The sequence below is a fragment of the Pseudomonas sp. TE6283 genome (assembly GCF_054060555.1).
Genome location: NZ_JBSSDH010000002.1, coordinates 198,402 through 217,041, shown reverse-complemented (window position 1 = coordinate 217,041; position 18,640 = coordinate 198,402). Strand labels below are relative to the sequence as shown.

14 protein-coding genes are annotated in these 18,640 nt (G+C 65.2%); 9 read left to right on the top strand and 5 right to left on the bottom strand.

Annotation, left to right across the window (positions count from 1 at the left end; all coding sequences use genetic code 11):
* Nucleotides 1–47 precede the first annotated feature (47 nt).
* The 4 genes from ACVWZ5_RS04595 to gcvP all read left to right on the top strand — a co-directional run bounded on the left by ACVWZ5_RS04595 (nucleotide 48) and on the right by gcvP (nucleotide 6,322).
* Complete coding sequence (locus ACVWZ5_RS04595; RefSeq protein ID WP_084941100.1) at nucleotides 48–1,670, top strand: ABC transporter permease; 1,623 nt, start codon at nucleotides 48–50, stop codon at nucleotides 1,668–1,670.
* A gap of 124 nt (nucleotides 1,671–1,794) precedes the next feature.
* The gene (gene gcvT, locus ACVWZ5_RS04590) at nucleotides 1,795–2,877 is read left to right on the top strand and encodes a glycine cleavage system aminomethyltransferase GcvT (protein ID WP_062572483.1); all 1,083 of its coding nucleotides are present in this window, start codon (nucleotides 1,795–1,797) and stop codon (nucleotides 2,875–2,877) included.
* A gap of 48 nt (nucleotides 2,878–2,925) precedes the next feature.
* On the top strand, nucleotides 2,926–3,309 hold the full coding sequence (gene gcvH, locus ACVWZ5_RS04585; RefSeq protein WP_062572484.1) for a glycine cleavage system protein GcvH: 384 nt from the start codon (nucleotides 2,926–2,928) through the stop codon (nucleotides 3,307–3,309).
* 139 nt (nucleotides 3,310–3,448) lie between these two features.
* A complete protein-coding gene (gene gcvP / locus ACVWZ5_RS04580; RefSeq protein ID WP_457340437.1) occupies nucleotides 3,449–6,322 on the top strand; it encodes an aminomethyl-transferring glycine dehydrogenase in 2,874 nt (957 codons plus the stop codon).
* Nucleotides 6,323–6,415: 93 nt separating this feature from the next.
* On the opposite strand, the gene ACVWZ5_RS04575 is transcribed toward gcvP, so the two are convergent.
* From ACVWZ5_RS04575 to ACVWZ5_RS04565, 3 genes are all read right to left on the bottom strand, one after another.
* Nucleotides 6,416–6,730, bottom strand: a complete 315-nt coding sequence (locus tag ACVWZ5_RS04575; RefSeq protein ID WP_028688550.1) for a DUF2388 domain-containing protein — start codon at nucleotides 6,728–6,730, stop codon at nucleotides 6,416–6,418.
* A gap of 92 nt (nucleotides 6,731–6,822) precedes the next feature.
* Nucleotides 6,823–8,505: a GspE/PulE family protein gene (locus ACVWZ5_RS04570; protein WP_457340436.1), complete on the bottom strand. Its 1,683-nt coding sequence runs from the start codon at nucleotides 8,503–8,505 to the stop codon at nucleotides 6,823–6,825.
* A gap of 99 nt (nucleotides 8,506–8,604) precedes the next feature.
* Nucleotides 8,605–8,919 carry a hypothetical protein gene (locus ACVWZ5_RS04565; RefSeq protein ID WP_186599646.1) on the bottom strand — a complete coding sequence of 105 codons (315 nt, stop codon included), beginning with the start codon at nucleotides 8,917–8,919 and terminating at the stop codon, nucleotides 8,605–8,607.
* A gap of 126 nt (nucleotides 8,920–9,045) precedes the next feature.
* On the opposite strand from ACVWZ5_RS04565, the gene ACVWZ5_RS04560 reads away from it, so the two are divergent.
* The gene (locus ACVWZ5_RS04560) at nucleotides 9,046–9,516 is read left to right on the top strand and encodes an Lrp/AsnC family transcriptional regulator (protein ID WP_062359868.1); all 471 of its coding nucleotides are present in this window, start codon (nucleotides 9,046–9,048) and stop codon (nucleotides 9,514–9,516) included.
* Nucleotides 9,517–9,588: 72 nt separating this feature from the next.
* Here the strand turns inward: ACVWZ5_RS04560 and ACVWZ5_RS04555 are convergent, their stop codons facing one another.
* Nucleotides 9,589–10,968, bottom strand: a complete 1,380-nt coding sequence (locus tag ACVWZ5_RS04555) for a CYTH domain-containing protein (RefSeq protein WP_062572488.1) — start codon at nucleotides 10,966–10,968, stop codon at nucleotides 9,589–9,591.
* 127 nt (nucleotides 10,969–11,095) lie between these two features.
* On the opposite strand from ACVWZ5_RS04555, the gene argE reads away from it, so the two are divergent.
* Nucleotides 11,096–12,241, top strand: coding sequence for an acetylornithine deacetylase (argE, locus tag ACVWZ5_RS04550; RefSeq protein WP_062572489.1), 1,146 nt, complete (start codon nucleotides 11,096–11,098; stop codon nucleotides 12,239–12,241).
* A gap of 109 nt (nucleotides 12,242–12,350) precedes the next feature.
* Complete coding sequence (argA, locus tag ACVWZ5_RS04545; RefSeq protein ID WP_062572490.1) at nucleotides 12,351–13,649, top strand: amino-acid N-acetyltransferase; 1,299 nt, start codon at nucleotides 12,351–12,353, stop codon at nucleotides 13,647–13,649.
* 88 nt (nucleotides 13,650–13,737) lie between these two features.
* Here argA and ACVWZ5_RS04540 read toward each other — a convergent pair whose 3' ends face one another.
* A complete protein-coding gene (locus ACVWZ5_RS04540) occupies nucleotides 13,738–15,114 on the bottom strand; it encodes a glutamine synthetase family protein (RefSeq protein ID WP_028688543.1) in 1,377 nt (458 codons plus the stop codon).
* Nucleotides 15,115–15,781: 667 nt separating this feature from the next.
* Between ACVWZ5_RS04540 and ACVWZ5_RS04535 the strand changes: the two genes are divergently transcribed.
* Nucleotides 15,782–17,140 (top strand): glutamine synthetase family protein, encoded by a 1,359-nt coding sequence (locus ACVWZ5_RS04535; protein WP_301140084.1) that lies wholly within the window; start codon nucleotides 15,782–15,784, stop codon nucleotides 17,138–17,140.
* A 48-nt stretch (nucleotides 17,141–17,188) separates the two neighbouring features.
* Nucleotides 17,189–18,550, top strand: a complete 1,362-nt coding sequence (locus ACVWZ5_RS04530) for an aspartate aminotransferase family protein (protein WP_028688541.1) — start codon at nucleotides 17,189–17,191, stop codon at nucleotides 18,548–18,550.
* The last annotated feature ends 90 nt before the right edge of the window (nucleotides 18,551–18,640 follow it).

Below are 18,640 nucleotides of genomic sequence, written 5' to 3'. Positions count from 1 at the left end.
GCGGGCTTGCCCCGCGATGCTATCGCCCAGCCATCGAGACCTTCGATTTGCCTCACACCCCCCAACGCCGCTGGTACCTGCCGGTCTCCCTGACCGCCGCCCTGGTCCTGCTCCCGCTGAGTGTCCTGCTGCTGTCCTGGCAATCGGTCGATATGCAGATCTGGTCGCACCTGCTCGACACCCAGATGGGCCGCCTGCTGGGTAACACCCTCACGCTGGTGGTCGGCGTTGGCGTCGGCGTGACCGTGCTGGGGGTGAGCCTGGCCTGGCTGATCAGCCTCTGTGAATTCCCCGGTCGGCGCTGGCTGGACTGGGCGTTGATGCTGCCGTTCGCGATTCCCGCCTATGTCCTGGCGTTCGTCTTCGTCGGCCTGCTGGACTTCGCAGGCCCCGTGCAGACGGCGCTGCGCGAGGTGTTCGGGCCCATGCGCCTGCCACGGGTACGTTCCACCGGCGGGGTGATCACAGTATTGGTGCTGGTGTTCTATCCCTACGTTTACCTGCTGGCGCGCACCGCATTCCTGGCCCAAGGCAAGGGCCTGATGGAGGCCGCGCGGGTGCTCGGGCTGTCGCCGTTGCAGGCGTTCTGGCGGGTGGCCCTGCCCATGGCACGCCCGGCCATCGGCGCCGGCATCGCCCTGGCACTGATGGAGACCCTGGCCGACTTCGGCGCGGTGGCGGTGTTCAACTTCGACACCTTCACCACCGCCATCTACAAGACCTGGTACGGCTTCTTCAGCCTGTCCAGCGCGGCGCAGCTGGCCAGCCTGCTGCTGCTGGCGGTGATGCTGGTGCTGTATGGCGAGCGTCGTGCCCGGGGCGCCAGCCGCAGTGGTAACGAGCGACCACGGGGCCAGGCGCTGTATCACTTGCGGGGCGTGAAGGCCCTGGCCGCCAGCGGCTGGTGCCTGCTGGTGTTCGCCTGCGCCTTCGTCATCCCGATGCTGCAGTTGCTGGCGTGGTTCTGGCAGCGGGGCCGGCATGACCTGGACGAGCGCTACCTCGGCCTGGTCATGCACACCCTGTATCTCGGCGCCATGGCGGCGCTGATCACGGTCAGCGTGGCCATGCTGATGGCCTTCGCCCGGCGCCAGGCACCGACCACGGCCATCCGTGCCGGGGTCGGCCTGGCCAATCTCGGCTATGCCTTGCCGGGTTCGGTGCTGGCCGTATCGATCATGCTGGCGTTCAGCTACCTGGACAACCAGCTGGTGGTGCCGCTGTCGCAATGGTTGGGCGGGGCGGGCAAGCCATTGTTGCTGGGCAGCCTGTCGGCCCTGCTGCTGGCCTACCTGGTGCGGTTCATCGCCGTGGCCTATGGCCCGCTGGAAAGCAGCCTGGAGCGGATCCGCCCGTCGTTGCCGGAGGCGTCACGCAGCCTCGGGGTCGCCGGGCCGGGATTGTTTTTCAAGGTGTATCTGCCGCTGCTGGTGCCCGGTGCGCTCAGCGCCGCCCTGCTGGTGTTCGTCGACGTGTTGAAGGAGATGCCGGCGACCCTGCTGATGCGCCCGTTCGGCTGGGACACCCTGGCCGTGCGGGTGTTCGAGATGACCAGCGAGGGCGAATGGGCACGGGCCTCGCTGCCGGCCCTGACCCTGGTGCTGGTCGGTCTGCTGCCGGTGATCGGCCTGATCCGTCGCTCGGCCCATCGTCCGGGACACCCGCGCTGAGGGTGTCACGCAGCTTCCTTGCGGCTACAATGCGCGGCATTCGCAGCGACGGGTCCTACAAGAACAGGTGATGCTTGAACATCGCCGACCGCCGCCGCCTCGCCACGCCCGGAAGGAGAAACCCATGGGACAGCGTACGCCTCTGTATGACCTGCACCTGGCGCTCGGCGCCAAGACGGTCGATTTCGGCGGATGGGACATGCCCCTGCATTACGGCTCGCAAGTCGAGGAGCACCACCAGGTGCGCAGCGACTGCGGGGTCTTCGATGTCTCCCATATGACCGTCATCGATATCGAAGGTTGCGCCGCCACGCCCTGGCTGCAACACCTGCTGGCCAATGACGTGACGCGTCTGGAAAGCCCCGGCAAGGCCCTCTACAGCCCTTTGCTCAACGCCGATGGCGGGGTGATCGACGACCTGATCGCCTACCGCACCGAGGACGGCTATCGCCTGGTGGCCAACGCCGCCACCCGCGACAAGGTACTGGCCTGGCTGCAAGCGCAGAGCGAAGGATTCAAGGTTGGCTTCAAAGTCCGCCCCGAACTGGCCATCCTCGCCATCCAGGGCCCCCATGCCCGGGAAAAGGTCGCCGCCCTGCTCAGCGCCTCGCGTGCCGCGCTGATTCGCGAACTGCGCCCCTTCGAAGGCCTCGCCGACGGTGACTGGTTCATCGCCCGCACCGGTTACACCGGCGAGGACGGCCTGGAGATCATTCTTCCCGGCGAGCAGGCCCCGGCGTTCTTCAACGACCTGGTCGGCGCCGGTATCGCCCCGAGCGGCCTGGGCGCGCGTGACACCCTGCGCCTGGAAGCCGGCATGAACCTGTATGGCCAGGACATCGACGAAGCCCACACCCCGCTGACCTCCAACCTGGGCTGGAGCGTCGCCTGGGAGCCGGCGGGCCGCGAGTTCATCGGCCGTGCCGGCCTGCTGGCGGAAATCGAGCAGGGCGTGAAGGAAAAACTGGTCGGCCTGGTGCTCGAGGAGCGCGGAGTACTGCGTGCCCACCAGGTGGTCCGTGTATCCGGGATTGGCGAAGGAGAGATCACCAGTGGTAGTTTCTCGCCTACGCTGAGCAAATCCATTGCCTTGGCCCGCGTGCCCATGGCCACCGGCGACCGCGCCGAAGTGGAGATCCGCGGAAAGTGGTACCCGGTGCGGGTGGTCAAGCCGACCTTCGTGCGCCATGGCAAGATCCTGATCTGAACACTCAAATGGCGGGCCGACCGCTGACCCAATCGAGGAAGACAAGACATGAGCAATATCCCCGCCGACCTGCGTTTTGCCGAAAGCCATGAATGGGCCCGCCTGGAAGCCGATGGCACAGTGACCGTGGGTATCAGCGACCACGCCCAGGAAGCCCTGGGTGACGTGGTGTTCGTCGAGCTGGCCGAAGTCGGCAAGGTGTTCGCTGCTGGCGACGCCGCTGGCGTGGTCGAGTCGGTCAAGGCTGCGTCGGACATCTACGCACCGGTAAGCGGCGAGGTGATCGCGGTCAACGAAGAACTGGCCGATAGCCCGGAGCTGCTCAACGAAGAACCCTACGAGTCGTGGATCTTCAAGCTCAAGCCAAGCAACCCGGCTGAGCTGGACAAGCTGCTGGATGCCGCTGGTTACGCAGCCCTGATCGGCGAGTGACAGGACTGGCCTCATCGTGGGGAAGGGCTTGCCCCGCGATGAGGCCTGCACGGCCAATGCAATAATCCCCGCACATCCGGCAATCCTTCCTAGACTTGTAAGTCTCCCATGAGAACTGGTCCAGGAAGAGATCGTCGCCATGTCCCAGTCGCCATCCCTGCATCAACTGCAAGAGCCCAACCCCTTCCTGCGCCGCCACCTGGGGCCCGATGCCCAGGAGCAGCAGGCCATGCTCGATGCCCTCGGCGTCGCCAGCCGCAGCGAGCTGATCGAGCAGACGGTGCCGCCGGGCATCCGCTTCAACCGCCCGCTGGACCTGCCGCCGGCTCTCGATGAGCAGGCCGCGCTGGCCAGGCTGGCGGACCATGCCGCGCAGAACCAGCTGTGGACAAGCCTGATCGGCATGGGCTACCACGCGACCATCACCCCCACCGTCATCCTGCGCAACGTGCTGGAGAATCCCGGCTGGTACACCGCCTACACGCCCTATCAGCCGGAGATCGCCCAGGGGCGCCTGGAGGCGCTGCTGAACTACCAGCAGATGGTCATCGACCTCACCGGCCTGGCCCTGGCCAATGCCTCGTTGCTCGACGAGGCCACCGCCGCCGCCGAGGCCATGGCCATGGCCAAGCGCGTGGCGCGCAGCAAGAGCAACGCCTTCTTCGCCGACGAGCACTGCCACCCGCAGACCCTGTCGGTGCTCAAGACCCGGGCCGAGGGCTTCGGTTTCGATCTGATCATCGATTCTGTGGATAACCTGGCCAAGCACAAGGTGTTCGGGGCGTTGCTGCAGTACCCGGACACCCATGGCGAGGTGCGCGACCTGCGCCCGCTGATCGACCAGCTGCACGCCCAGCAGGCCCTGGCCTGCGTCGCCGCCGATATCCTCAGCCTGGTGGTGCTCACGCCGCCGGGCGAACTGGGGGCCGACGTGGTGCTCGGCTCGACCCAGCGCTTTGGCGTGCCGATGGGCTACGGCGGGCCGCACGCGGCCTATTTTGCCTGCCGCGACGACTACAAGCGGGCCATGCCCGGGCGCATCATCGGGGTGTCCCGCGATGCCCGCGGCAATACCGCGCTGCGCATGGCCCTGCAGACTCGCGAGCAGCACATTCGCCGGGAGAAGGCCAATTCCAATATCTGCACAGCCCAGGTGCTGCTGGCCAACATCGCCGGCTTCTACGCCGTCTACCACGGCCCCGAGGGCCTGCAGCGCATCGCCCAGCGGGTGCACCGGCTGACCTTCATCCTTGCCGCCGGCCTCGAGGCCAAGGGCATCAAGCGCCTCAACCAGCACTTTTTCGACACCCTGACCCTGGATGTCGGCGGTACCCAGGCGGCGATCATCGAGAGCGCCGAGGCCGCCCGCATCAACCTGCGCATCCTCGGACGCGGGCACCTGGGCGTGAGCCTGGACGAAACCTGCAACGAAGCCACGGTGCTCAAGCTGCTGGATATCTTCCTCGGCGTCGACCATGGCCTGGACATCGCCACGCTCGACCAGCAGGCGCTGCCCGAAGGCATCCCTGGGGCGCTGATGCGCCGTACGCCGATCCTCGGGCACCCGGTGTTCAACCTGCACCATAGCGAAACCGAGATGCTGCGCTACCTCAAACAGCTGGAGAACAAGGACCTGGCGCTGAACCAGTCGATGATCCCGCTGGGCTCGTGCACCATGAAGCTCAATGCCAGCAGCGAGATGATTCCCATCACCTGGCCGGGGTTCGCCCTGCCGCATCCCTTCGCCCCGGCCGCCCAGGTGCAAGGGTACAAGGCGATGATCGACGAGCTGGAAAGCTGGTTGTGCGCGATCACCGGCTTCGACGCCATCTGCATGCAACCCAACTCCGGTGCCCAGGGCGAATATGCCGGGCTCATGGCCATCACCCGTTACCACCGCAGCCGCCACCAGCCCGGGCGCACCTTGTGCCTGATTCCGTCCTCGGCCCATGGCACCAACCCGGCATCGGCGCAGATGGCCGGCATGGAGGTGGTGATCGTAGAGTGCGACGAAGACGGCAACGTCGATCTCGACGACCTCAAGGCCAAGGCCCGGGCCGCCGGCGAGCGGCTGTCATGCCTGATGGTGACCTACCCCTCCACCCACGGCGTGTACGAGGAGGGGATCCGCGAGATCTGCGAGGTGGTGCACCAGCATGGCGGGCAGGTGTACATGGACGGCGCCAACCTCAATGCCCAGGTCGGGCTGGCGCGACCGGCGGACATCGGCGCCGACGTCTCGCACATGAACCTGCACAAGACCTTCTGCATCCCCCATGGCGGTGGCGGCCCGGGCATGGGCCCGATCGGCATCCGCGCCCACCTCAAGCCGTTCGTCGCCAGCCACCCGGTGGTGCCGGTGCCGGGGTTGGAGCCGACCAACAGCGCGGTGAGCGCGGCGCCCTGGGGCAGTGCCAGCATCCTGCCGATCAGCTGGATGTACATCGCCATGATGGGGCCGCAACTGGCCGATGCCAGCGAGGTGGCGATCCTGTCCGCCAACTACCTGGCCAGCCAACTGCGCGATGCCTTCCCGGTGCTCTACCGTGGGCGCAACCAGCGGGTGGCCCATGAGTGCATCTTCGACCTGCGGCCACTCAAGGCGCTGACCGGCATCACCGAGGAAGATGTGGCCAAGCGCCTGATGGACTATGGCTTCCATGCGCCGACCATGTCGTTCCCAGTGCCGGGCACGCTGATGGTCGAGCCCACCGAGAGCGAGTCGAAAGCCGAACTGGACCGTTTCGTCGAGGCGATGCTGGCGATCAGGGCCGAGATTGCCCAAGTGCAGGAGGGCAACTGGCCGGCCGAGGACAATCCGCTCAAGCATGCGCCGCACACCCTGGCCGACGTGCTCGCGCCCTGGGACCGGCCGTACAGCATCGAGCAGGGCATCGCCCCCAGCGCTCACGCGCGCCAGCACAAGTACTGGCCGGCGGTGAACCGGGTCGACAACGTGTATGGAGACAGGAACCTGTTCTGTGCGTGCGTGCCGGTGGAGGCGTATCGCTAGCGTCTGGCGTGGGAGGGGAAACCGTCTTGCATTGGGGCCGCTGTGCAGCCCATCGCCGGCTTGCCTGCGATGGGCTGCACAGCGGCCCGGGACTTACTCGGCCACGGCGTTCTTGGCCAGGATCGCGTTGGCCAGTTCCATGTCGCTGGCCTGGACGCCCGGGTTGTCCGCGCGTACCTGGCGAATCGCGGCTTCCAGGAACGGACCGCGGATGGCGCCTTCACTGGCGACGAAGCTGCCGGCGTCGTCCTGGGCGGCGACGATCAGTTTGTGGTCCTTGAAGGTCAGGTAGGTCGAGGCGGTGGTGGCACCGGAGGAGATGATGTTGCGCCAGAACGTGTCGGCCATGGCCGAGCCGAGGGGCAGCGAACAGAGGACGGTGGCTGCGATGGCTGTTTTGAAACGCATGATGAATCACCTCGGTCGATGAGGGCTGTCGGAATGCCGGTTTGATCCGTTTTACCGCTGCCAAGTTCCCGACCATACAGGGGATTTCTTACTTATCCACAGACTCGTAGCACCTCCTCGATGGAGGTCAGCCGTTGCTCGGCCAGGCGGCTTCCGCTGCGGCGCAGGTCGTGCAGGCCATCAGCGATCGCCTGCTGGCGCAGCACTTCCAGGTCGGCGTCTGGGGTGATGCGCTGGCGTAGCGCGCTGTCGACCCGTAGCAGCTCGAACAGCCCGGTGCGGCCATGAAAGCCGCTGCCCCGACAGGTCTGGCAGGCGGGGCGATCGGTGTATTCCATGCCTTGGCAGGCAGGACACAAGGTGCGCACCAGCCGTTGGGCCATGACCCCCAGCAACGTGGCCCTGATCAGGTAGTCGGCCACCTTCAGTTCCTGCAGGCGGGTGATTGCCGCGCAGGCATCGTCGGTGTGCAAGGTGGACAGTACCAGGTGGCCGGTCAGCGCCGCCTGTACCGCCACTTGGGCGGTTTCCTGGTCGCGTATCTCGCCGATCATGATGATGTCCGGGTCCTGCCGCAGCAGAGCGCGCACGCCATCGGCGAAGCCCAGGCCCAGGCCGGGTTGCACCTGCAGCTGGTTGATCGCCGGCTCAAGGCGCTCGATGGGGTCCTCGATGCTGCACAGGTTGACCTGGGGCGTGGCCAGGTGGCGCAGGCTGGCGTAGAGGGTGCTGGTCTTGCCCGAGCCAGTGGGGCCGGTTACCAGCAGGATGCCCTGGCGCCGTTGCAGCAGGGTTTTCCACTGGGCCAGCAAGGGCGCCTCCAGGCCGAGGTGCTCGAGGGTTTCATGGCGTAGCTGCGGATCGAACAGACGCAGCACCAGCTTCTCGCCGAATGGCGTGGGCAGCGTGGACAGGCGCAGCTCGATCTGCGCACCATCCGGCAGGCGGCTTTTCAGGCGACCGTCCTGGGGCCGACGCTTCTCCGCCACGTTCATCCGACCCAGGTGCTTCAGGCGGCTGACCATGGCCAGTGCGACGCCCGCCGGGAAGGCGTAGACAGGGTACAGCAGGCCATCGATGCGCAGGCGCAGGTGGCCCAGTTCGCGGCGCGGTTCCAGGTGGATATCACTGGCACGCTGCTCGATGGCGTACTGCAGCACCCAGTCGACAATGCGCACCACATGCTGATCCTCGGCGCCCGCTTGGGCCTGGCTGGCACCCAGCTCCAGCAACTGCTCCAGTTCGCCGAGCCCGGGCGCCGGGGGCTGCTGGGCATCGCGCAGTGAACGTGCCAGGCCGAAGAAGGTGGGCGTCAGTTGGCGGATCTGCCGGGGGCTGGCCAGCACACGTTGCACGCGCTTGCCCAGGCCGTGGCACAGGTCGGCCTCCCAGTCACGTCGATAGGGTTGGGCGCTGGCCACGGTCACGCAGCTGTCGTCCAGCGCCACGGCAAGGATGCCGTGACGTTCGGCGAAGGCCGCTGACATCAGGCTGGCGACCTGTGCCAGGTCGACCTGCAGCGGGTCGATGTGCAGGAATGGCTGGCCCACCTGATCGGCCAGCCAGTGGCAGAGCGCATCGAGGTCCAGGTGCTGGCCAGGGTGCAACGGATCTGCCAGGGCCAGCGTCGCGATCAGCTCCAGGGGATGCTCGTCAGGGTTCTGCCTGGCCAGCTCTAGCGCCTGGAGCGCGTCGCAGGCGGCGATCCGCTGTTCGGCGAGCAAGGCGTCGAGCAGCCGGTTCAGGTCCAGGTCTTGGCTAGCGTTGGCAAACATGGCGAGATCCCTGCCAGGTGATCCATGACGCTGGCAAGGCTAGCCAGAGGGCGCGGCGCTCGGGTGAAAAAAGGATTTCGGAATCTTGCCGGAGCGCGATCAGGCCGAGGCGGCCTGCGCCAGGCGTGGCTGGCACTCCAGGCTGACATCGGCCACGCAGACCAGGTTGCGCAGCTTCTGCGCGATGACTTCGGCGCGGTGCCAGCTCAGGCCGCCGATGCCGATTTCCATGTCCAGCAGGTCATCGCACTGGTTGACCTGGACGCTGTGCGGCGTGAGGAACTGCAGGGCGAACAGGTTGAGCACCCGGCACAGGCTGTCCGGTTCCGCCTCGGCCTGCAGGCGATAGTGGACGGTGCTGTGGGCGGTGTTGGCGGCCCAGGCGTCGATCCTGGGGTGTTCGGCTGAGTGCATGGCGTTTCTCCACGAATGTGAAGAAATTCTTGCACGTTGGCGATGGTATTTTTTCGCTATGATTTGAGCGTTTTCTATCTATTGAGAATAGTTTAATTCGCAAAGTTGAATTCTGGAGAATTGATAATGCATGGTGGATTGGATGCCTATGATCGGCGCATCCTCGAGCTGCTGCAGGAGGACGCGTCGCTGTCCAGCGCGCAGATCGCCGAGCGCGTGGGCCTGTCGCAGTCGCCATGCTGGCGGCGCATCCAGCGCTTGAGGGAGGAGGGCGTGATCCGCGGGCAGGTGACCCTGCTGGATCGCAAGAAGGTGGGGCTGAACACGCAGATCTTTGCCGAGGTGAAACTCAATGCGCATGGGCGCTCGAACTTCGCCGAGTTCACCGAGGCGATCCGCGGGTTTCCCGAAGTGCTGGAATGCTACGTGCTGATGGGGGCGGTGGACTTCCTGCTGCGCATCGTTACCTCGGATATCGAGGCTTATGAGCGGTTCTTCTTCGAGAAGCTGTCGAACGTGCCGGGTATCCAGGAAGTGAACTCGATCGTGGCGTTGTCGGAGATCAAGTCGACCACGAGCTTGCCATTGAGACCCTGACGAGTCGATCGCGGGGCAAGTCGCAACGGCGCACCGCCGCTCCCACGAAGTGCAGGAGCGGGCAGCGCGGACTCAGGCCTTGAGCAGGTGCTTCCAGGCGCGGTTCTGCTCGATGGCGCGGGCCTGCTCGATACGGGCTTCGAGCAGTTCTTCCTTGCCTTCTTCCACCAGGGGTTGCTCGGCCAGTTCGTGCAGCTTGTTCAGCTCGCCGTAGAGGCGGTCCTGTTGCGGCAGGTCCAGCACCTGGCGGGCGTGGTGCAGCCAGCTCTGCACGCATTCGATGCGTGGCAGCTGTTCGGCCAGGTCTTCCGGGCGCTGCACGTACAGCGGCAGCTTCAGGGCGCGAGACTCCTCACCCAGCAGGTGCTGCAGCCAGCTGGCCAGCTGCGCCTTGCCCTGGCGCTCGCCACGGCCCTTGCGCTCGGCGGTCCAGGCGCGGGCGGTAAGCCAACGTGCGGTCTCCAGGGAGAACTGGCCCCAGCGCGGGTCTTCCAGTTCTTCGGCGAACTGCTCGGGGGCGGCGCGGCGAATGTCCTCGTCATCGTTGCCGGCCAGCACCAGCGGGCGCCAGTCTTCCAGCAGCGCGTCGAGGCTGGCGCGCAGGGCACGGGTGGTCGGGCGCGGCGCGGCCTGGCCGAGGCTTGCGGTGAGGGCGCGCAGTTCGGCCAGGCAGCGAACCCAGTCCTGCAGCAGGCGCCAGTGACCATTGTGGCGATACTGCTCGGCCAGGCGCTGGCTGCTGCCCAGCAGTTGCCAGGCGAGGGCGGCGTAGGCGTCGTCCAGCGGCATCTCGGCCTGCAGCTCGGTCACCGGCAGGCCCAGCTCGTAGCTGTCCGGATCGAGCAGGCGGTAGCCGCGCTCGGCCTTGCTGATGTCGCAGGGCATCAGCGGCAGGCTGGCGGCCAGCTCGGCGGCCAGCTCCAACAGCGCCTCAGGGGTACCTTCACGCAGTTCCAGCTCCAGCTCGCAGATTTCTTCCTTGCGCTTGCCGGCGATCACGAAACCTTGGTCCAGCGCGGCCTCGATCACCACCTTCGCCTTGCCACGGCCCCAGGCGATTTCGGCGTACTCGCGGGTGAAGTCGGTGGTGAACAGCGGCTTGATGGTCTTCTTGTCCAGCTCGGCCAGTTGCTCGGGCCAGCAGGTGGCGTCGAGCTTCTTGAGGTCGAGCTTGACCTTGTCCAGGTGCCACTCGTGCTCGTTGCGCTCGGACAGGCCGGCGACGCTCTGGCCACGGCACTTGAGGGTCTGGATGATGACATCGCCATCACGGCGAAGGCGCAGGGCGACGCGGGCGGCGGACAGGTCGCGCTCGGGGGTGTCGAAATACTGGTTGAGCAATTCGCGGGTCTGCCAGCCGGACTTGTTGCGCTTCTTCAGCAGGGGGTGCTCGCGCAGGGCGGCAAGGGTCTCGCGGCTGGCGCGGAGTTTGAGTTCGGTTTCTTTGTGCATCGCGGGCTCGGAAGGAGGGGCATCGTTGCTGGGCAGTCTACAGTACTTGCTCCACGAGGATGCTGTGGATTGCCAGGTGACGGGTCGCCATTGTTATGATGCCTTTCACGCCGTCGAGGAGTCGCGCATGCCGTTGCCGTCGCTGAAAGACCAGTTCGCCGCCCTGATCGCCGCGCCCTCGGTCAGTTGCACCCAGCCTGCGCTGGACCAGTCCAACCGCGCGGTCATCGACCTGCTGGCCGGCTGGCTGGGCGACCTGGGGTTCACCTGCGAGATCCAGCAGGTCAGCCCCGGCAAGTTCAACCTCCTGGCCAGCCGCGGCACCGGCCCGGGCGGCCTGGTGCTGGCCGGGCACAGCGATACCGTGCCCTACGACCCGCAGCTGTGGGGCAGCGATCCGCTCAAGCTGACCGAGGTCGATGGTCGTTGGGTCGGGCTGGGCAGCTGCGACATGAAAGGCTTCTTCGCCCTGGTCATCGACGCCGTCATCCCGCTGCTCGAGCACGATTTCAAGCAACCGCTGCTGATCCTCGCCACCTGCGACGAGGAAAGCTCGATGTCCGGCGCCCGCGCCCTGGCCGAGGCCGGCCAGCCGCTCGGACGGGCGGCGGTGATCGGCGAGCCCACCGGGCTCAAGCCGATCAGGATGCACAAGGGCATCCTCATGGACCGTATCGACATCCTCGGGCGCAGTGGCCATTCGTCGGATCCGAGCTTGGGCCGCAGCGCCATGGAAGCCATGCACGCGGTGATGGGCGAGCTGATGGGCCTGCGTCGTACCTGGCAGGAGCAATACCGCAACCCGCAGTTCACGGTGCCGACGCCGACCCTGAACTTCGGCTGCATCCATGGTGGCGACAACCCCAACCGCATCTGTGGCCAGTGCGCCCTGGAGTTCGACCTGCGCCCGCTGCCGGGCATGGATGTCGAGCAGCTGCGCGCGGCGATTCGCGGCAAGATCGCGCCTTTGGCCGAACGTCACGACGTGCGTATCGACTATGCGCCGCTGTTCCCCGAAGTACCGCCATTCGAGCAGGACGCGGACTGTGAACTGGTGCGCCTGGCCGAACGCCTGACCGGTCACCGCGCCGAAGCGGTGGCCTTTGGCACCGAAGCGCCTTATCTTCAGCAGCTCGGTTGCCAGACCATCGTGCTCGGCCCGGGTGACATCGCCTGCGCCCACCAGCCCGGCGAATACCTGGAAATGTCACGAATCGAGCCTACTGTGCGTCTACTCCGTGACCTGATCCGGCACTATTGCCTGAGCCATTGATCTTTCCCTGACCAGAGGAGACCGCGCGTGACCGCAAGCCTGTTCCGACGATGACTTTCGAACGTTGTGCGCCTTTTCGTTCTCCGTTCACTTATCCACAGGCCCTGTCATGCCCGATTACGTCAACTGGCTGCGTCATGCGTCTCCCTACATCAACGCCCACCGCGACTGCACCTTCGTGGTCATGCTTCCCGGTGATGGCGTCGAACATCCGAACTTCGGCAACATTGTCCACGACCTGGTGCTGCTGCACAGCCTTGGTGTGCGGCTGGTGCTGGTCCACGGCTCGCGCCCGCAAATCGAAAGCCGCCTGGCCGCCCGCGGCCTGACCCCGCACTATCATCACGGCATGCGCATCACCGATGCGGCAACGCTCGACTGTGTGATCGATGCGGTCGGCGCCCTGCGCCTGGCCATCGAGGCGCGCCTGTCGATGGACATGGCGGCCTCGCCGATGCAGGGCTCGCGCCTGCGGGTGGCCTCCGGCAACCTGGTCACGGCGCGGCCGATCGGCGTGCTCGAAGGGGTCGACTACCACCATACCGGCGAGGTGCGCCGGGTCGACCGCAAGGGCATCAACCGCCTGCTCGACGAGCGCTCCATCGTGCTGCTGTCGCCGCTGGGCTATTCGCCGACCGGCGAGATCTTCAACCTCGCCTGCGAGGACGTGGCCACCCGCGCCGCCATCGAGCTGGGCGCCGACAAACTGCTGCTGTTCGGCGCCGAACCTGGCCTGCTGGACGCGCATGGCCAGCTGGTGCGCGAGCTGCGGCCGCAGCAGATCGCGCCGCACCTGCAGCGCCTGGGCAGCGACTACCAGGCCGAGCTGCTGGATGCCGCCGCCGAGGCCTGCAAGGGCGGCGTGGCGCGCAGCCATATCGTCAGCTATGCCGAGGACGGTGCGTTGCTGACCGAGCTGTTCACCCGTGGCGGTGGCGGTACGCTGGTCTCCCAGGAGCAGTTCGAAGTGGTGCGCGAGGCGACCATCGAGGATGTCGGCGGCCTGCTGGAGCTGATCAGCCCGCTGGAAGAGCAGGGCATCCTGGTGCGTCGCTCGCGCGAGGTGCTGGAGCGGGAGATCGAGCAGTTCAGCGTGGTCGAGCGCGAGGGCATGATCATCGCCTGCGCGGCGTTGTATCCGATTGCCGATTCCGAGGCCGGGGAGCTGGCGTGCCTGGCGGTGAACCCGGAGTATCGCCATGGCGGGCGTGGTGACGAGCTGCTCGAGCGTATCGAGGAGCGGGCGCGGGCGCTGGGGCTGAACACCCTGTTCGTGCTGACGACCCGTACCGCGCATTGGTTCCAGGAGCGAGGCTTTGCGCCCAGTGGCGTGGAACGGCTGCCGGCGGCGCGGGCGTCGCTGTACAACTACCAGCGCAATTCGAAGATCTTCGAGAAGCCGTTGTAAAGATATTCGCCGGCTTGCGCAGTACCTGTGGGAGCGAGTCGGCCCTTGGCCCAAACAAAAACGCCGCCCTTGTGGGCGGCGTTTTCGTTTACACGGTATGCAGGTACCAGTTGTATTCGAGGTCGGAGATCGAATGCTCGAACTCCTCCAGCTCGCTCTCCTTGCACGCGACGAAGATGTCGATGTACTTCGGATCGATGTACTTGTTGAGGATTTCGCTGTCGTCCAGCTCACGCAAGGCATCGCGCAGGTTGTTCGGCAGGCTCTGTTCCAGTTGCTCGTACGAATTGCCTTCGATCGGCTCGCCCGGTTCGATCTTGTTGGTCAGACCGTGGTGCACGCCGGCCAACACGGCCGCCATCATCAGGTACGGGTTGGCGTCGGCGCCGGCCACCCGGTGCTCGATGCGTACGGCGTCCGGCGAGCCGGTCGGCACGCGCAGGGCTACGGTGCGGTTGTCCAGGCCCCAGCTCGGTGCGTTCGGCACGTAGAACTGCGCGCCGAAACGGCGGTACGAGTTGACGTTCGGGCAGAGGAACGCCATCGAGGCGGGCAGGGTCTCGAGCACACCGCCGACAGCGTGACGTAGCGCGGCGTTCTGCTCGGGATCCTCGCTGGTGAAGATGTTGTTGCCATCCTTGTCCAGCACGGAGATGTGTACATGCAGGCCGTTGCCTGCCTGGCCCGGGTAGGGCTTGGCCATGAACGTGGTGTCCATTTCATGGTCGTAGGCGATGTTCTTGATCAGGCGCTTGAGCAGCACCGCGTAGTCACAGGCCTTGAGCGGGTCGGGGACGTGGTGCAGGTTGACTTCGAACTGCGCCGGGGCGCTTTCCTTGACGATGGCGTCGGCCGGGATGCCTTGCTCCTTCGCGCCTTCGAGGATGTCCTGCAGGCAGTCGGCGTATTCGTCGAGGTCGTCGATCAGGTAGACCTGGGTCGACTGCGGGCGCTTGCCCGAGATCGGCGAGCGCGGCGGCTGCGGACGGCCGTTCACGTTCTCCTGGTCGATCAGGTAGAACTCCAGCTCGAACGCGGCGCAGATGGTCAGGCCCATCTCGGTGAACTTGCTCACCACCTGGCGCAGTACTTCGCGCGGGTCGGCGAAGAAGGGTTCGCCTTCGAGTTCGTGCATGGTCATCAGCAGCTGCGCGGTCGGGCGCTTCTGCCAGGGTTCGTTGGAGAGGGTGCCGGGGATGGGGTAGCAGATACGGTCGGCGTCGCCGATGTCCAGGCCAAGGCCTGTGCTTTCGACGGTTGAACCGTTGATATCCAGGGCGAAGAGGGAGGCAGGCAGGTTGATGCCTTTCTCGTAAACCTTGTGGAGGCTGGTGCGCTCGATGCGCTTGCCACGCACCACACCATTCATATCTGCAATCAGAAGGTCAACGTAGAGAACCTCAGGATGTTCCTTAAGGAACGCGTTCGCTTCGTTAAGCTGAACGGCACGCGGGGGTACCGACATGATGCAACACCTTTGTTGTTAAAAATATCAATCAAGGGGGGCTTGCAACCTCAGTCAATCGGAAAGACCAGGTGAAGTCAAGCCAACCCCATGATGCCCTTAAATGGCACATCTACGGCAGATTTGCTGCATATCGGGGCGTGCCATTATCCGCTATTTTTGCCCTGAAGGGTTATCCCGAGCAGGGCGTGTTTTATTTTTTACGGAGAGGTTGTGTAAAAAAATGAACGAGGATAAGCTCGGTCACAACCCAGAACACAATAATACGAGGGTCACATGGTCCGCTTGCCGAGACCTGTCAGCGCCGCATGCACGGTGCGTTCAGGTACATCTCCCGGTTGCCGTCCGGTCATCGCACGCCTGCATCGAAGGGGCGCCGCGCTGGCCGCAATAATTGACGGTTCGCGTAAAAAAGCCATACCTCGTAACGCTTTACCGCAACACCTCCTTTCCTTCTGCCCTTCGCTTTCTGTCCGGACGCGCCGTCATGGCGTGCCTCCACTGTCGTCCTGCGTGAGGGTTTTTGCTTTAGCCATGCACAGCATCCAGAATCAAGGCGCGGGCCTTTCCAGGCCCCTCGGCGCCCTGCGCGCCGACTTTGCCCGACGCCTGGCGTCAGTGGCCGCCGGTTGCCTTCAATCGCGCCACATTACCTCCTGAGGTATTTATGAGTCACAACCTCGACCAGCTCACCGATTGGTTGAAAGAGCACAAGATCACCGAAGTGGAATGCCTGATCAGCGACCTGACCGGCATCACCCGCGGCAAGATCTCGCCCACCAACAAGTTCATCGCCGAGAAAGGCATGCGCCTGCCTGAAAGCGTACTGCTGCAGACCGTGACCGGCGACTACGTCGACGACGACATCTATTACGAACTGCTTGACCCGGCCGACATCGACATGATCTGCCGCCCCGACGAGAACGCGGTGTTTCTCGTACCGTGGGCCATCGAGCCGACCGCCCAGGTGATCCACGACACCTACGACAAGAAGGGCAACCCGGTCGAACTGTCGCCGCGCAACGTATTGAAGAAGGTCCTGAAACTCTACGCCGACAAGGGCTGGCAGCCGATCGTCGCGCCCGAGATGGAGTTCTACCTCACCAAGCGTAGCGAAGACCCGGACTTTCCGCTGCAGCCGCCGGTGGGTCGTTCCGGCCGTCCGGAAACCGGGCGGCAGTCGTTCTCCATCGAGGCGGCCAACGAATTCGACCCACTGTTCGAGGACGTCTATGACTGGTGCGAACTGCAGCAGCTGGACCTCGACACGCTGATCCACGAGGACGGCACCGCGCAGATGGAAATCAACTTCCGTCACGGCGATGCCCTGCACCTGGCCGACCAGATCCTGGTGTTCAAGCGCACCATGCGCGAGGCCGCGCTCAAGCACAACGTGGCCGCCACCTTCATGGCCAAGCCCATGACCGGCGAGCCGGGCAGCGCGATGCACCTGCACCAGAGCGTGGTCGACGTGGCCACCGGCAAGAGCATCTTCTCCAACGCCGACGGCAGCATGAGCGAGCTGTTCCTGCACCATATCGGCGGCTTGCAGAAGTTCATCCCCGAGGCGCTGCCGCTGTTCGCCCCCAACGTCAACTCGTTCCGCCGCTTCCTGCCCGACACCTCGGCGCCGGTGAACGTCGAGTGGGGCGAAGAGAACCGTACCGTCGGCCTGCGCGTGCCGGACGCCGGCCCGCAGAACCGCCGGGTCGAGAACCGCCTGCCGGGCGCCGACGCCAACCCCTACCTGGCCATCGCCGCGAGCCTGCTGTGTGGCTACATCGGCATGGTCGAGGGCATCGAGGCCAGCGCACCGGTGCAGGGCCGGGGCTACGAGCGGCGCAACCTGCGCCTGCCGCTGACCATCGAGGACGCCCTGGAACGCATGGAGAACAGCCGCGCGCTGGTGCAGTACCTGGGCAAGAAATTCATCACCGGCTACGTCGCCACCAAGCGCGCCGAGCATGAGAACTTCAAGCGCGTCATCAGCTCCTGGGAGCGTGAGTTCCTGCTGTTTGCTGTGTGATCAACCCTGAGGCCGCCTGCGGGCGGCCACCGGAAAATGGAGAGGCACATGAGCGTCAACAACCCGCAAACCCGTGAATGGCAAACCCTGAGCGGCGAGCACCACCTTGCACCTTTCAGTGACTACAAGCAGCTGAAGGAGAAGGGGCCGCGCATCATCACCAAGGCGCAGGGCGTGCATTTGTGGGACAGCGAGGGGCACAAGATCCTCGACGGCATGGCCGGCCTGTGGTGCGTGGCGGTCGGCTATGGTCGTGAAGAGCTGGTGCAGGCGGCAGAAAAGCAGATGCGCGAGCTGCCGTACTACAACCTGTTCTTCCAGACCGCTCACCCGCCGGCGCTGGAGCTGGCCAAGGCGATCACCGACGTGGCGCCCAAGGGCATGACCCATGTGTTCTTCACCGGCTCCGGCTCCGAGGGCAACGACACCGTGCTGCGCATGGTCCGTCACTACTGGGCGCTGAAGGGCAAGCCGCACAAGCAGACCATCATCGGCCGCATCAACGGCTACCACGGTTCCACCTTTGCGGGTGCGTGCCTGGGCGGCATGAGCGGCATGCACGAGCAGGGTGGCCTGCCGATTCCGGGCATCGTGCATATCCCGCAGCCGTACTGGTTCGGCGAGGGCGGCGACATGACGCCGGATGAGTTCGGCGTGTGGGCGGCCGAACAGCTGGAGAAGAAGATCCTCGAAGTCGGCGAGGACAACGTCGCCGCCTTCATCGCCGAGCCGATCCAGGGCGCCGGCGGGGTGATCATTCCGCCTGAGACCTACTGGCCGAAGATCAAGGAGATCCTCGCCAAGTACGACATCCTGTTCGTTGCCGACGAAGTGATCTGCGGTTTCGGTCGCACCGGCGAGTGGTTCGGCTCCGACTACTACGACCTTGCGCCTGACCTGATGACCATCGCCAAGGGCCTGACCTCCGGTTACATCCCCATGGGCGGTGTGATCGTGCGTGACAAGGTGGCCAAGGTGATCAGCGAAGGTGGCGATTTCAACCACGGCTTCACCTACTCCGGCCACCCGGTGGCGGCGGCGGTGGGCCTGGAAAACCTGCGCATCCTGCGTGACGAGAAGATTGTCGAGCGTGCCCGCAACGAAACGGCACCGTATTTGCAAAAACGACTGCGTGAGCTGCAGGACCATCCGCTGGTGGGCGAGGTACGCGGCCTGGGCCTGCTCGGCGCGATCGAGCTGGTCAAGGACAAGGCCACCCGCAGCCGTTACGAGGGCAAGGGCGTTGGCATGATCTGCCGCACCCACTGCTTCGAGAACGGCCTGGTGATGCGCGCGGTGGGCGACACCATGATCATCGCGCCGCCGCTGGTGATCAGTCGCGAAGAGATCGACGAACTGGTGGAAAAGGCGCGCAAGTGCCTGGACCTGACCTACGAAGCGGTCAAATGACAGTCTGCTAGGCTGGCGAGGTGACATTAAGTCGTTACAAGGCCCTGCTTCTGTTGAAACAGCGCCTTGTAACTTGCCAGACTAACGGCT

Excerpts from the sequence above, each read along its gene's own strand:
- gcvP (WP_457340437.1), top strand. The coding sequence starts at position 3,449 with ATGTCCCAGTCGCCATCCCTGCATCAACTGCAAGAGCCCAACCCCTTC.
- ACVWZ5_RS04535 (WP_301140084.1), top strand. The coding sequence starts at position 15,782 with ATGAGTCACAACCTCGACCAGCTCACCGATTGGTTGAAAGAGCACAAG.
- ACVWZ5_RS04555 (WP_062572488.1), bottom strand. The coding sequence starts at position 10,968 with ATGCACAAAGAAACCGAACTCAAACTCCGCGCCAGCCGCGAGACCCTT.
- argE (WP_062572489.1), top strand. The coding sequence starts at position 11,096 with ATGCCGTTGCCGTCGCTGAAAGACCAGTTCGCCGCCCTGATCGCCGCG.
- ACVWZ5_RS04540 (WP_028688543.1), bottom strand. The coding sequence starts at position 15,114 with ATGTCGGTACCCCCGCGTGCCGTTCAGCTTAACGAAGCGAACGCGTTC.
- ACVWZ5_RS04530 (WP_028688541.1), top strand. The coding sequence starts at position 17,189 with ATGAGCGTCAACAACCCGCAAACCCGTGAATGGCAAACCCTGAGCGGC.
- ACVWZ5_RS04565 (WP_186599646.1), bottom strand. The coding sequence starts at position 8,919 with ATGCACTCAGCCGAACACCCCAGGATCGACGCCTGGGCCGCCAACACC.
- gcvT (WP_062572483.1), top strand. The coding sequence starts at position 1,795 with ATGGGACAGCGTACGCCTCTGTATGACCTGCACCTGGCGCTCGGCGCC.
- gcvH (WP_062572484.1), top strand. The coding sequence starts at position 2,926 with ATGAGCAATATCCCCGCCGACCTGCGTTTTGCCGAAAGCCATGAATGG.
- ACVWZ5_RS04575 (WP_028688550.1), bottom strand. The coding sequence starts at position 6,730 with ATGCGTTTCAAAACAGCCATCGCAGCCACCGTCCTCTGTTCGCTGCCC.
- ACVWZ5_RS04560 (WP_062359868.1), top strand. The coding sequence starts at position 9,046 with ATGCATGGTGGATTGGATGCCTATGATCGGCGCATCCTCGAGCTGCTG.
- argA (WP_062572490.1), top strand. The coding sequence starts at position 12,351 with ATGCCCGATTACGTCAACTGGCTGCGTCATGCGTCTCCCTACATCAAC.
- ACVWZ5_RS04570 (WP_457340436.1), bottom strand. The coding sequence starts at position 8,505 with ATGTTTGCCAACGCTAGCCAAGACCTGGACCTGAACCGGCTGCTCGAC.